Source organism: Methanoculleus sp. (assembly GCF_035363275.1).
In the GTDB taxonomy this organism is placed as follows: Archaea; Halobacteriota; Methanomicrobia; order Methanomicrobiales; family Methanoculleaceae; genus Methanoculleus.
In genome coordinates this window covers 23,341-36,511 of record NZ_DAOSET010000025.1, presented here as the reverse complement: position 1 = coordinate 36,511, position 13,171 = coordinate 23,341, and the positions used below count along the sequence as shown (strand labels likewise).

Annotated in this window: 10 protein-coding genes and 1 tRNA gene; 8 read left to right on the top strand and 3 right to left on the bottom strand. The window is 60.8% G+C overall.

What is annotated here, in order from left to right; all coding sequences use genetic code 11:
- Positions 1–19: 19 nt before the first annotated feature.
- The 3 genes from glmM to PLN84_RS07150 are packed head-to-tail and all read right to left on the bottom strand — an operon-like array spanning position 20 to position 2,720.
- Positions 20–1,399, bottom strand: coding sequence for a phosphoglucosamine mutase (glmM, locus tag PLN84_RS07160; RefSeq protein WP_348531984.1), 1,380 nt, complete (start codon positions 1,397–1,399; stop codon positions 20–22).
- A 5-nt stretch (positions 1,400–1,404) separates the two neighbouring features.
- Positions 1,405–2,160: a molybdopterin-guanine dinucleotide biosynthesis protein B gene (gene mobB / locus PLN84_RS07155; RefSeq protein ID WP_292385060.1), complete on the bottom strand. Its 756-nt coding sequence runs from the start codon at positions 2,158–2,160 to the stop codon at positions 1,405–1,407.
- A complete protein-coding gene (locus PLN84_RS07150; RefSeq protein WP_292385058.1) occupies positions 2,157–2,720 on the bottom strand; it encodes a DUF5806 family protein in 564 nt (187 codons plus the stop codon). The genes mobB and PLN84_RS07150 overlap by 4 nt, the downstream gene beginning before the upstream one ends.
- 1,281 nt (positions 2,721–4,001) lie before the next feature.
- Between PLN84_RS07150 and xerA the strand changes: the two genes are divergently transcribed.
- The 8 genes from xerA to PLN84_RS07110 all read left to right on the top strand — a co-directional run bounded on the left by xerA (position 4,002) and on the right by PLN84_RS07110 (position 13,132).
- Positions 4,002–4,922 (top strand): site-specific tyrosine recombinase/integron integrase, encoded by a 921-nt coding sequence (gene xerA / locus PLN84_RS07145; protein ID WP_292385056.1) that lies wholly within the window; start codon positions 4,002–4,004, stop codon positions 4,920–4,922.
- Positions 4,923–5,197: 275 nt separating this feature from the next.
- A complete protein-coding gene (locus PLN84_RS07140; RefSeq protein ID WP_292385054.1) occupies positions 5,198–6,133 on the top strand; it encodes an SDR family oxidoreductase in 936 nt (311 codons plus the stop codon).
- A gap of 128 nt (positions 6,134–6,261) precedes the next feature.
- A complete protein-coding gene (locus PLN84_RS07135) occupies positions 6,262–6,705 on the top strand; it encodes a tetratricopeptide repeat protein (protein ID WP_292385052.1) in 444 nt (147 codons plus the stop codon).
- Positions 6,706–7,123: 418 nt separating this feature from the next.
- Positions 7,124–8,476, top strand: coding sequence for a mannose-1-phosphate guanylyltransferase/mannose-6-phosphate isomerase (locus PLN84_RS07130; RefSeq protein ID WP_292385050.1), 1,353 nt, complete (start codon positions 7,124–7,126; stop codon positions 8,474–8,476).
- A gap of 116 nt (positions 8,477–8,592) precedes the next feature.
- A tRNA-Gln gene (locus PLN84_RS07125) sits at positions 8,593–8,665 on the top strand.
- 313 nt (positions 8,666–8,978) lie between these two features.
- On the top strand, positions 8,979–9,908 hold the full coding sequence (locus tag PLN84_RS07120) for a hypothetical protein (RefSeq protein ID WP_292385048.1): 930 nt from the start codon (positions 8,979–8,981) through the stop codon (positions 9,906–9,908).
- 562 nt (positions 9,909–10,470) lie between these two features.
- Positions 10,471–11,763 carry a phosphopyruvate hydratase gene (eno, locus tag PLN84_RS07115; RefSeq protein WP_292385046.1) on the top strand — a complete coding sequence of 431 codons (1,293 nt, stop codon included), beginning with the start codon at positions 10,471–10,473 and terminating at the stop codon, positions 11,761–11,763.
- A gap of 181 nt (positions 11,764–11,944) precedes the next feature.
- Positions 11,945–13,132 carry a cation:proton antiporter gene (locus PLN84_RS07110; protein WP_292385045.1) on the top strand — a complete coding sequence of 396 codons (1,188 nt, stop codon included), beginning with the start codon at positions 11,945–11,947 and terminating at the stop codon, positions 13,130–13,132.
- Positions 13,133–13,171: the final 39 nt, after the last annotated feature.

Genomic DNA, 13,171 nt, shown 5'->3' with positions numbered 1-13,171 from the left:
ATCCCATCGCGAGTCGCACCTACGGTGCTCCCGCTCCTGCCGTTCCGGCAGTCGCGATCAGCATGATCTCCCGGTACATGGCATCCGCAATCTCCGGGTCCTTTGACTCGATCATGATCCTGATCATCGGTTCCGTGCCCGACGCCCGCACAAGAGCCCAGACATTGTCCCTGACAATCTTGATACCGTCGATCTTCTCGATGATCTCTCCCGAGAACGCCTCTTCGACGGTGCGGACCAGCGAGGCCGGGTCCCGGACGTGGTGCTTCTCCTTGACCAGATGATATGCGGGGAGTCCGTCGAGGATCTCCGAGAGTTCCCTGCCGTTATGATTCGCGAGAACCGCCACCATCATGGCGGCGGTCATGCCTCCATCCCGGCAGAACTGGTGATCGGCGTAGATCAGGCCACCGTTTCCTTCGCCCCCGAAGGAGACCTTCTTCCCCTCGCCCATCAACTCGATCATCCTTCTCGCGACATAGATGCTTCCTACGGGGGTATAGTCGACGGTACACCCGTGCCGCTCTGCGATATCTCGTATCAGCCGGGAGGTGGCAACCGGGGTGACAATGAGCCCACCGCTGTTCCTGCTGCAGACGTAGTCTTCGACGAGACCGAACTCGTAATTCTCTTCTATATAGCGTCCTTTGTTATCAACAAAGACCGCCCGGTCAGCATCGCCGTCATGCGCGACCCCGAACGCAGCGTCCGTGGCGATGACCATCTCCGAGAGGGGCTGCAGCCCTTCGGGGGTCGGCTCGGGCATCCGGCCCGGAAAGGTGCCGTCGAGCCGGGCGTTGATGGTATGGACCCGGCAACCCATCCTCGAGAGGATGGTCGGGGTGGTGAGCGCCGCGGGGCCGGAACCGGGGTCGACGACGACGGTCATGCCCTCGCCGATACCGGGCGGGAAGTGCCCGACGACGGCCTTAATGTACTCCTCGATCCGATCTGGTGCGGCTGTCTCAGCGCCGACCCCGTCCCAGGATGCCGCGTCGAACTCCCCGGCGAAGAACCTGTCTTCTAACCGGATGGTCTCGTCGTCGGACATCTCGGTGCCGTCGGCCTCGATGATCTTCACGCCGTTGTACTCGGGCGGGTTGTGGGATGCGGTGATCATAGCGCCGCCGCTAAACCGGCCGGTCTTGATGATGTACTGCAGGGCCGGCGTGGGGAGGATGCCCATGTCCACCACGTCGCACCCGGTCATCAGGAGCCCGGCCTTGAGAGCGTGGGCCAGGGCTTCGCCGGAAGTCCGTGTGTCCCTGCCGACCGCGATGGTGCCCTTCCTCATCGATCCGAGGGCGGCGCCGATCTTGAGGACGAGGGCTGGCGTCATCTCCTCTCCGACCACACCCCTCACGCCGTTCGTTCCAAACATCCGTTTTCCGTTTCGCATCTTCGTCACTTCTCCGTGTCGTGTAGTTCCCGCTTCAGTCTGTCGATTGCACTGCCGGCGGCGGCGAACGCCTCTTGCCTGTGTTCTGCAAGTATAGCAAGATAGGTTATATCTTCTCCGGCGTAAAGCCGCCCTTTCCTGTGGTAGAACCGTGCCCCGATGATCCCCGGGACGGCTTTCACGTCCTCGAGGATGCTCTCCGTCACGGCATTGACGGTCTCATTGAACTCCAGGTACCCTGTTCGTTCGGTGCCGGTCCATTCCCGGACAAGTCCGTTGAACGTGAGGACCGCCCCGGCACGCGAGACGCCGCACTCGCGCTTCAACTCCCGAACCAACCCCTCGACGGTGTAGTAGTCCTCGAACTCCGGAAGCGCGGCGATCACCGCGTCGATGGTGGGGTTCCGGAGGACGACGTTCTCGCTTTCGAGGTCGCCTATCACGACCCGCGGAAACGGCCGGGACTTGAACCCCTCGAGTATGGCGTACTCGATCCCGGCGTTGCAGAGGATCTCCAGGGTGGAGTCGAGGTCGTTCTCGCGCCTGACAAGGACCGACTTCTCTTCGTCGACGCCGCCGGATATAGCAGCATGCGATTCATAGTACAGTGTTGTGTCTTTTCCGGGTTCGAGCAAAAAGCCGTGGTGTCCCAGGTGCTTGACCGCTCCGACGGTCCCGTGTGCGGAGAGCGCCCCGATCAGGCTCTTAATGAATGTGGTCTTCCCGGCGTTCGAACGGCCGACAATCTGAATGATCTTCATCTCTCCTCATCCTCCTTCTCCTTCTCTTCTATCGGGCTCCCCTCTCCTCCTTCCTGACCGGGCCTGGACTTTAAGACGACCGACGCCGCTTCGGCTACGCCCCGCATCACCTCGGTGATCCGGTCCTCGACATCGATCTCATCGTCGAGATTCAGGCTCGTTCCTTCCACCTCGAGCAGGAACCGGGCGACCTCGCTCGCCTCAAAGAGGATCTCGTCGAGTTCTTCTGCGGTAAAAAAACCACACATGGCTCCGTAGAAGAACGTGGCTCCCGCTTTCTTCACCTTCTTCTTGAACGAGCTCCGCGCCTGATTGACCGCCTGCGGAGTGTAGGAGTCAACCATGAACGGGCAGAGTTCAGGGAGGTTCTCGCCGATGAACGTCATCTCAGAGCCGCTGGTGGTCTTGAAGTCTGCGCAGAGGCGGGCGATCGCCCATTCGCGGGCGGTGATGTGGGTGTGTTTGCGCAGGAACTGGTTGACCCGCAGGTAGGTGGCCCCATCTACTTTCTTGAATTTCTGGTACTTGTTTGGGTCTTTCAGGTTAGCAGGATCATCCATTTTGCATACCCTCTTGTCCGTTTTGGTATTTCAATGATATTGGTCGGGCAGCCCGATGATAATCTGGCCGTTCTGGTAATAGAGCAGAATGGGAGCGTGCTCCGAAATCTCCGGGTGGCTGCGTGCCCTGCAGGTCTCGTGGTTGCCCTTCCCCGGTTATGTATAGCATCATATGGTTTATATCTGCCCTTTTGATCGCGAAGCCGGGATGGCGATCAGGCTCTTCCGGCTGGGCCCCCCGAGCCAACCCGGGGCATTTGTGCAGATCCCCGGTCCGAGATATCGTATCGGGGAGCGTAAGCCGGGTTGAGGGCGTCCGGTTCTCCTCGATGGGTCCCTGAGTCGGAGGCTGGCGTTTGAGCGCCGTCGGGAGGGAAAAACGCTTATGGCTGCGGACGTGGCCTTGTTGTTCGGCTGTCGGACCCGGGCTGCTTAACCGGGGTCCTGCGACTCTGTCCTTGCGCGAGGTCGTTTGAGTGGCATGATGCTGATTGTCAGCAACCTTGTGGGCTTCTCCCTCGCATGGGCGGCGTGCAGGGTTCCCCGCCGGGCGGGTGTGAGCCGGATCGCTGTCCCCTCTCTGCAGGGCGGTCGTTTGTCTTTTTTCGACCCTCGTATCGGCCCTGTACCGCCGGATCGCCCCCATCTTGATAGTTGGGGGCGGCTGTGCGTGCGATCGTGCGTCTCCGCCCTTCTGTGAGGGTCGTTTATATGTGGGCGGTGTCTGTCGGCTTCGTGGCGGCGGCGGTGCCTTCAGGGCCGTTCACTTTCGCGTCGCGCGGTAGGGGATTCATATGCTCTGGGAGGAACGTATTCAACAGGGTCTGCTCCCCGACCACCCGGGACTGGCAGCCCCAGTATACCTCCTAACACCAGTACCTCCTGCATCACCGGAATACTTTTTTTTGGGCTCGGGACGAGATCCGCCCCCTGGCTCCTGGGTGTTTCCCCGAGAAATATTGTCTTTTGGGAGCCGGGTCGGGGTTTTTTTCGCCGGGATCTCCGGGTTGCCCGACATTGCTGCACGAACTGCCGGCATGGCTCGGATGGCGGCCATTCTTCTGAGATCCTCATCCTATCGGCCGCACCCCTGCTTTGATCGTTCTTCTTTCGGGTTTTTGGGCCGGGCCTTCGTGCAGCAGGCAGATGGGTGCGGGCCTGTGCGATCACGGCCTGCGACCCGGCGCGGGGTCCGGCAGGGGATCTGGGGCATCCAATTTATTGCGGGGAATAGGCATTTACCGCAATCTTGATATTCTTTGGTATTTAATCCTTAATACGATGGAAAGCGCGTCATTTTTGGAGTGGCTGGATCGCTTCAGCGGCTACCTCCGGATGCGGAATTACTCGCCCCGGACTATCAAAAAATATGATCAGACCGTTCAGCGTTTCGCCCGGTACGCCTGGCTCCGGCAGCACCGTGGCCCGGACGGGGTTTCATTCGATGATGCTGCAGTCAAGAACGCCCCTCTGGACGCGGATGTCAACGTCTCTGCTGCTCTCGTCACCGATTACTTCTCCTCCCTCTCGGAGAGGCGGGACTATAAGCCAAAGACTCTCCACCGGATGATATCGACACTCTCCTCGTTCTACCGCTATCTCTACGCACAGGGCGCCGTGGTCGCGAACCCTATGCTCGGGGTGGAACGGCCCCGGATCAAGAATCAAGAGTTGAAATACCTCAAACACAGTCAGGTGATCCGCCTGATCAATACCCTCGAAAGTGAGCGGGACCGGTTGATCGTTCGCCTCATATACGCAACAGGCGTCCGTGTTTCCGAACTTTGCGCGATAAACGTTGAGGATATCGACTTCGAGGAGCAGACGATCCGGGTGAAGGGGAAAGGCGATAAGATCCGGACCGTTTTCGTCGATGAAGGGACGCTCGATGAGATCAACGGGTTTATCGGGAATACGATCGAAGGGCCGCTCTTTCTGGGCCAGCAGGGCAATCATATCTCCCCCCGAACCGTCCAGCATCTCTTCAAACAATGCGCCCCTGCGGGGATTACGCCGCATAAAATCCGGCATTCTTACGCGAGCGAACTCTATCGGCGATCGAAGAACCTCCGCGTCGTGCAGGAGAATCTGGGGCACTCCTCCATCAAGACGACCGAGATTTACCTGCATACGGATCTTGATGAGCGCAGAAACGTCTACCGGCAGTATTTCCCGCTCTCTAACGGGAAGAGAGGGGGATAAACCCGGCCGGTCGGACGATGTCTATAAACCAGATGATGCTATACGCATGTGTTCCGGTGGGGGGCCCTCGGACACACCCTCCCGAACAGTACCGGACCCTGTTTCCAAACCGGCAATAAGCATTCCGGGCTCCGGGTGTCGTTCTCTGATCTGGGGCGCTTCGCTGTAGTGGCTGCTGTGGCATGAGTGACTGCATTCCGGGTATGCCTTGTTCCTGTCTGCTCCGATCCTCCTCCAGCAACGCTCAAGTCACTTGAATGCCTACGGTATGCTGCATGCGTTACATCGTCACAGGCGGGGCAGGGTTCATCGGGTCCAACCTTGCGGAGCGACTGGCACGCGACAATCACGACGTCGTGATCATCGACGACCTATCGAGCGGGCGGCACGAGAATGTTGAGTATCTCATGACGTTTCCCCGGGTGACGTTCATCGAGGGGAGCGTCACCGATGTTGCCCTGCTCACCGATGCCTGTGCCGGGGCGGACGGCATCTTCCACCAGGCGGCCGTTGCCTCGGTCCCCCGCTCTATAAAAGACCCCCTCGAAACGAACGCCGTGAACGTGGCCGGAACCGTGAACGTCCTCTGGGCCGCGAAGGCATGCGGCGTTCCGGCGGTCGTGGCGGCCTCCACCTCGGCGATCTACGGTGAGGACCCGACATTCCCCAAACTCGAGACGATGGCGCCGAGACCGCTCTCCCCCTACGCGGTCTCAAAACTCGCGGGCGAATACTATGGAAAGGTCTTTTCAGATCTCTACGGCATTCGGACAACATTCTTGCGCTATTTCAACGTCTTCGGCCCCCGGCAGGACCCGAACTCCGAGTATGCAGCGGTGATCCCGAAGTTCATCACCCGGCTGCTTGCCGGGAAGCCGCCGATCATCTACGGCGACGGAGAGCAGACCCGGGACTTCATCTTCGTCGCAGATGTCGTCCGGGCGAACATCCTGGCGATGGAGAGCGACGCTTCCGGCATCTTCAACATCGCCGGGGGCCGCCGGATCAGTCTCAATGAACTCGCCGGAAACCTCTCGAGGATCACCGGTATACACCACCGGCCGCTCCATGAACCCCCGAGACCGGGTGATGTGCGTGACTCGCTTGCGGAGATCTCCCGGGCAGGGGAGGCGTTTGGTTTTTCCTCAACTTACACGCTCGATGAGGGGCTTTTGGAGACAGTGGCATGGTTCCGGGACAGCGGTCAGTAACTACCTCCTGGCTCTGGACCGGCCCAGGACTGCCTGCCGGCTGATCCTGCCCTCCCTGCTCGCCGGGCATGGTAGATGCAGGAACATATATATCGTCACTCTGCAGTAAGGGTGCGAGGTGCAGACGTATGCCCCGATTGGTTACACCGGAGATATCCCGTAAGGGTGAAGACAGAGATGCGACACGGGCGTACAGCGACGTCGTCATTTTGGACCCGCACGAACCGGCGGCCCTGAACAACAGGGGTGTGGCCCTCGAGCGGCAGGGGCGCTACGAAGAGGCGCTCGCTGCATTCAGTGCAGCGATCCTCTGCGACAATGACGACATCTACGCCTGGAACAACCGGGCAGTGATCCTCGCCCGGCTCGACCGCCCCCAGGAGGCGGTGCTTGCCTGCAGACAGGCGCTCGCGATCGACCGGTCGTGCATCTTCGCCTGGGTTACCTACGGCATGGTGCTCGGCCGGCTCGGGAAGTATCAGGAGGCCGAACACGTTCTTGCAGTTGCAGAAGACCTCGACCCGCAGGCGCGGGCTCTCTACCCCGGGAATTCGACGATGACCCGGGCCTGAGCAGAGTCATACCTTTTTTGGCTCTGTTGAGATCCTATTTTGGTCATTCCTACTCCGATGAGGGGGTGCTTGACCGGTTTGTCCCTGGGATCGGCCTTTCCCTCGGCATACTCCTGTAGTGGACTGTGGAGCCTACCCGGGAGAAAGCCGTGCCCGGGATTGCGGCCCTGGAACAAACAGGGGGATTTCAACAAAGCCTATTTCGGACTTCGAGAGCAGGCCAAGAGGTCTCCATTCATCCTTGCGTCTACTGATACACCGCCGGGTGCGATACGAGCGGGTGTTTGAGAGCGCCCGGGAGCGGTCTTTCAGCCCGTCGGGCCGGCCGTACCCCTCGGAGACCTTACGTTTTTATCCCCCTTATCGCAATAGAGTATACAAATCCGAGTGCCCCTCTTTTGGGCACGGAGTCGATCCCATGAAGACGCTCATACTTGCAGGCGGGAGCGGCACCCGTCTCTTCCCGCTCTCACGGGAACACTACCCAAAACAGTTCATCCCGCTGGTCGACGACGAGTCTCTCTTCCAGAAGACCGTGAAGAGGTCGCTCCTCTTCTCCCCCCCGCAGGAGATCGCCATCGTCACGAACACCGACCACAAGTTCCTGGTCCGGGACCAACTCGCCGCTATCGGGTGCGACTGTCGTGTCCTCGTGGAGCCGGTTGGCAGGAACACCCTGCCGGCGATCTATTATGGTGTCCGTGAGGTCACCCGGGAAGACGGCTCCGACACGGTCGCGGTGCTGCCCTCGGACCACCTGATCGCCGCGACCGGGCCATTCCAGGAAGCCTTCCGGCGGGCGGAAGGGCTTGCAAAGGACTACCTGGTGGTCTTCGGTGTGCGGCCGACCTCTCCCCACACCGGCTACGGCTACATCCGTCCGGGCGAACCTCTCCCCGGGGGTTCGCTCGTGGACGCTTTCGTGGAGAAGCCTGACCTTGCGACCGCCGAGAAGTATGTTGCTGACGGCTACCTCTGGAACTCAGGGATGTTCTGTTTTGATGCTGGTCTCTTTCTTTCCGAGTGCGAGACATGCGCACCCGAGGTGGTCCGGGCGTTTGAGCACCCTGTCGAGGAGGCGTACGGGGCGGTCCCTGCTCTCTCGATCGACTACGGGATCATGGAGAAGACCCGGCGGGCGGCGGTCGTGCCGCTTGAATCCGACTGGAGCGACCTCGGGAACTTCGACACTCTTTACGCCACGCTGCCGAAGAACGGGGACGCAAATGCAGTCAGGGGCGAGTATATCGGGATCGACTCCTCCGATAACCTGATCATCGCCGATCGATTGATCGCCACCGTAGGGGTCCACGACCTTGCCATCATCGAGACGAAGGACGCGATCCTGGTCGCCGCTCGTGCCGAGACCCAGCGGGTGGGCGAGATCGCAAAGGCTCTCCGCGAGAAGGGGGACTCCCGTGCGCTCTTCCACACACAGGTTCACCGGCCCTGGGGCTCCTACACGAACCTCGAGGAGGGGCAGTCATATAAGATCAAGCGTGTCACCGTCCCCCCGAAACGGCGGCTCTCACTGCAGATGCATCACCACCGTTCCGAGCACTGGGTGGTCGTCACCGGGTGCGCCGAGGTGACGATCGGTGACGCGACCTCCCTCCTCCGGAACGGTGAGTCCACCTTCGTCCCGGCGGGAACGGTCCACCGGCTCGCGAACCCCGGCCTCCTGCCGCTCGAACTGATCGAGGTGCAGATCGGGGAGTATACCGGCGAGGACGATATCATCCGGTTCGAGGACGACTTCGAGCGAACATGAGCCGGGCGGCGGGCCCCCTCCCTCCCCTCGTCTGTCTGCGACCAAACCGATATAATCCCACGATGCATAGAGTATAAGAGCAGATACCGCAGGTATCGGTGGTTTGGGTTTCTCGTACCCCCGTAGTGTAGTGGTCAATCATGCAGGACTTTGGATCCGGCGACGGCGGTTCGAATCCGCCCGGGGGTACTACGTTCGTCCGGCCTTCACATTGCCGTATCTTGCTTTCTTTCTTCTAACCGGGACCGATTCAACAGATATCAACCCTTCACAGCACCTTTCGGTCCGGCAGGCGATGAATGGATAAAATTTCCGTCGGTCAAGTCGGTGCGGCAGTCATTCTGTTAGAATCAACGTTATTACAATCGGTTGCATACATGTGGGTATGTGTGATGCTCAGCCCCGGACTGCGGAGGGCTGGATGCCTCCTGCGCGTTCTGCAGGGGCACCCGGGTTGATATTCGGGGTTTATCCCGGCGGAACGCTGGGGGGCGATCCCGTCATGGTATCCGGCAGACCCAATAACCCCGAGCGAATCAAAGAAGCGATCGATAAACTACAGGGTGCTATACGATCATTCGCCGTCAGATGCTATCTCCATTACACGGACTCTTCTCCCGACCCGCGATCGGAGAGGAGCCAGCCCGAGAGTTTTCTCCAGTACGGCGGCGACGGCAGGGAACTCGATCTGGTGCTTTCGTACACATCGGAGAGTGGGAACGTCGCCGGGTGGGTTGAATTTGTCAGAGGTGTAGTTCGACATTACGGCGCGAGGATCGCAATGCTCCAGGTGACCGAAGAACCCAACCTCACGCACGTGCCTGTAATCGACGGCAGTTTTCCGAATGTCCGCCAAGCGCTGGTGCAGGGAGTCATTGCGGCTAAAGAAGAAGCCCGGCGGTGTGGGTATAGTGGGTTGCAGGTTGGTTTCAGCGCCGTGCCGCTCTTCGAGACTGACACTCACGACTTCTGGACGTCGATCGGTGCACTTGGCGGAGAGCGGTTCATAAAGGCCCTGGACTATGTTGGCCTCGACATCTATCCGGACGTCTTCTTCCCGCTGGCTCCTTCGGGTCTGCCCGGCGACATCCGCCACTTCGTCGAGTTTGCTATGCGATCGTTTCGAGAGACCTCCCTGCCCGAGGCCGGCATACCCGCCACGGTGCCGATACATGTGGCGGAGAACGGGTGGCCTACCGGCCCGGAACGCTCCTACGAGCGGCAGGCCGAGGCCCTGGAGACGATCATACGCACGGTCAACGACTACCGGGGTAACTATAATGTCACCCACTACGAGTTGTTCGATCTGCGGGATGCGGACAGCTCCAGCCCTGACCTGTTCTCCCAGTTCGGCATCGTACGCGACGACTATTCGTCGAAACCTGCCTTTGATGTCTATCGCAGACTGATCAACGAGCTCGGCCGATGCTAACAAACCGTCGGGAGAAAAACAGGTGCCCGGGCTGCCGGACGGATGATCCCGGCAGGCTGAACACGTATTGCGCCCGGTGCAGGCTCCGACAGTACGAAGACCATACGGGGGAGTACTGCTACGAATGCATCGGATATCCCTGCACGCGGCTGAAATGCCTGGACAAGCGCTACACAAATACCGGACGAGTGTGCTCGACGACCTGCGCGAGATACGGAGCGGGGAGTCGCGGAGTTCGTAGAACAGGAGAAGGTCCGCTGGACATGCCCGCAATGCGGATATATCCTCAGCATGCACAGGGATCGCTGCCTGCACTGCGGTCGGACGTGGTGAGGAGGGAGCATCACCCGCACCACCGCCAGCTCATTTTGTATCTCAATAGAATTTCGCATACCTGCCCTGTGCCTCAATGATCTCTGCCGCCGAACGGAAACGGGCAATCGGGTTCATTGCAAACGGCAACGTGATCTCGGCCCATGCTGCCGCCGTCGTCTGGACGAACGCGCCGCCGTCGATACCTTTTTTGCCCTCGATACCCTCCCGCCCCCCGGTGCCATCGAGTATGATCGAGGTTGATACGAGGATACAATCGATCCATGCCCGCGAGATACTGGACTCGCGGGGAAACCCGACCGTCGAAGCGGATGTCACGCTCGCCGGCGGGGTGTCCGGGCGTGCCGCGACCCCGTCCGGTGCATCGACCGGGAAGCATGAGGCTGTAGAACTCCGGGACGGCGTAAAGGGCCGTTACGGCGGCAAAGGGGTGCAGAGACCCGTCGCCCGGGCCAACGGCGAGATCGCCGCCACCCTGCAGGGCATGGACGCCCGCGATCAAGCGGCGGTGGACGAGGCCCTCTCCCTCCTGGATGGAACACCGAACAAGCGAAACCTGGGTGCCAACGCCACGCTTGCAGTCTCTATGGCCGTCGCCCGGGCTGCCGCCGCCGCAGAGGGTCTCTGGCTCTGGGAGTACCTGGGAGACCCGCTAAAGCCGCTCCTTCCCGTCCCGATGATGAACATCCTCAACGGTGGGGTTCACGCCAACTGGCAGGGGCCGGACTTCCAGGAGTACATGATCGCCCCCTACGGCGCTCCGAGCGTCGCAGAAGCGGTCCGGTGGGGGGGCGAGACCTACCATGCGCTCAAAGATATTCTCAAAGCGCAGGGCTACACGACCGGCGTCGGCGACGAAGGCGGGTTTGCCCCTGCCGTCTCCACGAACACCGAGCCGCTCGACCTGATCGTGGAGGCGATCGAGCGTGCCGGGTATGCGCCCGGTCAGGAGATCGGGATCGCCCTCGATCCGGCATCGAGCGCGTTCTACAACGACGGCGTCTACAACCTCAAGGCCGAAGGGCTGACCCTGACCGCCGCCGAGATGGTGGACCGATACCGCGACCTGGTTACAGCATACCCGGTCATCGTCATCGAGGACGGCCTTGCCGAGGACGACTGGGACGGCTGGCGGCTGTTGACCAGAGCGATCGGCGATCGGGTGGAACTCGTCGGCGACGATCTCTTCGTCACGAATGTCGATCGGATCGAGCTGGGTATCCGAAAAGGAGCCGCCAACGCCGTCCTGATCAAACCCAACCAGATCGGGACGGTGACCGAGACGATCGCCGCGGTCCGCCTGGCACAGCAGCAGAACTGGGGCGCGATGGTCTCTCACCGGAGCGGCGAGACTGTCGATACGTTCATCGCCGATTTCGCCGTCGCCATGCAGACAGGCCACCTCAAGACCGGCGCTCCGGCGCGGGGCGAACGGGTGGAGAAGTATAACCAGCTCATCAGGATCGAGGAGGCGGCCGGGGATACGGCCCGGTATGCCGGGCGGGGAGGCTTTATCCGGTAGGGTCCGCGACGCCTCCCGGCGGTGAGAGGGACCGGCAAGGTAGGCCGGAATGAGGCTTCCATTTTTCCGGTCCCGCCTCGTGCGGCGCCCGTGTCGGTCTTCCCCGGGACCCGGGTCGGCCTGCAACTCTCCGGGGTTTCATACAATTACTTAAGTCCTCCTCCCAAAATCATGGGTAACCATGGAAAGCGCTGCCCTCGCAATTGAGATCCAGATGAGCCTCCTGCTCTTTCTTGCTCTCGCCGGCTATCTTGTGGCATCCCGGATCAACCAGTCGGCGACGATCGGGGCCATTCTCGTAGGGGTTCTCGTCGGACCGAGCGTGCTCGGCCTGATCACCTACACGGACTTTGTCGCGACCCTGGCGCATCTCGGGGCCATCATCCTCCTCTTTGTCATCGGTTTCGAGTTCAACATCAGGGATATCCTCGATCCGCGCTATGGGGTCATCGGCCTTGTCGGCGTGGCCCTCCCGTGGCTGGGCGGCTACGCCACCGCCGTCCTCTTCGGGTTCGACTTTGCAAGCGCAGTCTTCGTCGGCACGGCGCTGACCGCGACGAGTATTGCCATAACCGCAAACGTCCTCAAAGAGATCGGCGTCCTCCAGACCGGGGCGGCAAAAGCAATCATCGGCGCTGCGGTCATCGACGATGTCCTCTCCCTTGTCGTGCTCGCCATCGCCACCGATCTTGCGGTGGGCGGGAGCGTCTTGGTGACATCGGCCGTCCTGATGCTTGCTAAAGCCGTTGGCTTCATCGTCGTTGCCGGGGCCGTCGGATATTTCGGTATCCGGAAGGTCATCGAGCGGATGGACGCGACGCCCCTGGCGCGGAAGTATCCGGAATTCGTCTTCATCTTCGCCATGATGGTGGCGTTCCTGTACGCGATGCTCGCCGACCTGGTGGGCTTATCAGGTATCATCGGTGCGTTCCTTGCCGGGGTTGCCTTCGCCGGCGTCGAACTCCGGCAGAGTAAGGGCGTCCACGAAGGCGCCGAGTACTTCCAGATCGTCTTCGCCTCGATCTTCTTCGTATCGCTCGGAATCCTCGCAGACGTCCGCGCGCTCACAGCCGACATGATCTTCTTCCTGGTGGCGCTGACTCTGGTCGCCATCGTCACCAAGGTCGTCGGGTGCGGCCTGCCCGCCCGGGCGATGGGGATCTGCCGGGAGGACTCCCTCATTATCGGGTTCGGGATGGCGCCGCGTGGCGAGGTAGCGATGATCGTCGCCCTGATCGGGCTGGAGTCGGGGCTCATCGGCCAGAATATCTTTGTGGTGATCGTTCTGATGAGCCTTTTGACCACGCTCATCACCCCGATCGTCTATCGGAAGTGGTTCTTCAAGGGGGCCTACTGCGCCGTCGAATGATGCCAGGGGAGAGCCTGCACCCTTTTCCTAACAATCTCC

What these genes read in the sequence shown, in the direction of transcription:
- glmM (WP_348531984.1), bottom strand. Translation starts at nt 1,399, where the DNA reads ATGCGAAACGGAAAACGGATGTTTGGAACGAACGGCGTGAGGGGTGTG.
- mobB (WP_292385060.1), bottom strand. Translation starts at nt 2,160, where the DNA reads ATGAAGATCATTCAGATTGTCGGCCGTTCGAACGCCGGGAAGACCACA.
- PLN84_RS07150 (WP_292385058.1), bottom strand. Translation starts at nt 2,720, where the DNA reads ATGGATGATCCTGCTAACCTGAAAGACCCAAACAAGTACCAGAAATTC.
- xerA (WP_292385056.1), top strand. Translation starts at nt 4,002, where the DNA reads ATGGAAAGCGCGTCATTTTTGGAGTGGCTGGATCGCTTCAGCGGCTAC.
- PLN84_RS07140 (WP_292385054.1), top strand. Translation starts at nt 5,198, where the DNA reads ATGCGTTACATCGTCACAGGCGGGGCAGGGTTCATCGGGTCCAACCTT.
- PLN84_RS07135 (WP_292385052.1), top strand. Translation starts at nt 6,262, where the DNA reads ATGCCCCGATTGGTTACACCGGAGATATCCCGTAAGGGTGAAGACAGA.
- PLN84_RS07130 (WP_292385050.1), top strand. Translation starts at nt 7,124, where the DNA reads ATGAAGACGCTCATACTTGCAGGCGGGAGCGGCACCCGTCTCTTCCCG.
- PLN84_RS07120 (WP_292385048.1), top strand. Translation starts at nt 8,979, where the DNA reads ATGGTATCCGGCAGACCCAATAACCCCGAGCGAATCAAAGAAGCGATC.
- eno (WP_292385046.1), top strand. Translation starts at nt 10,471, where the DNA reads ATGATCGAGGTTGATACGAGGATACAATCGATCCATGCCCGCGAGATA.
- PLN84_RS07110 (WP_292385045.1), top strand. Translation starts at nt 11,945, where the DNA reads ATGGAAAGCGCTGCCCTCGCAATTGAGATCCAGATGAGCCTCCTGCTC.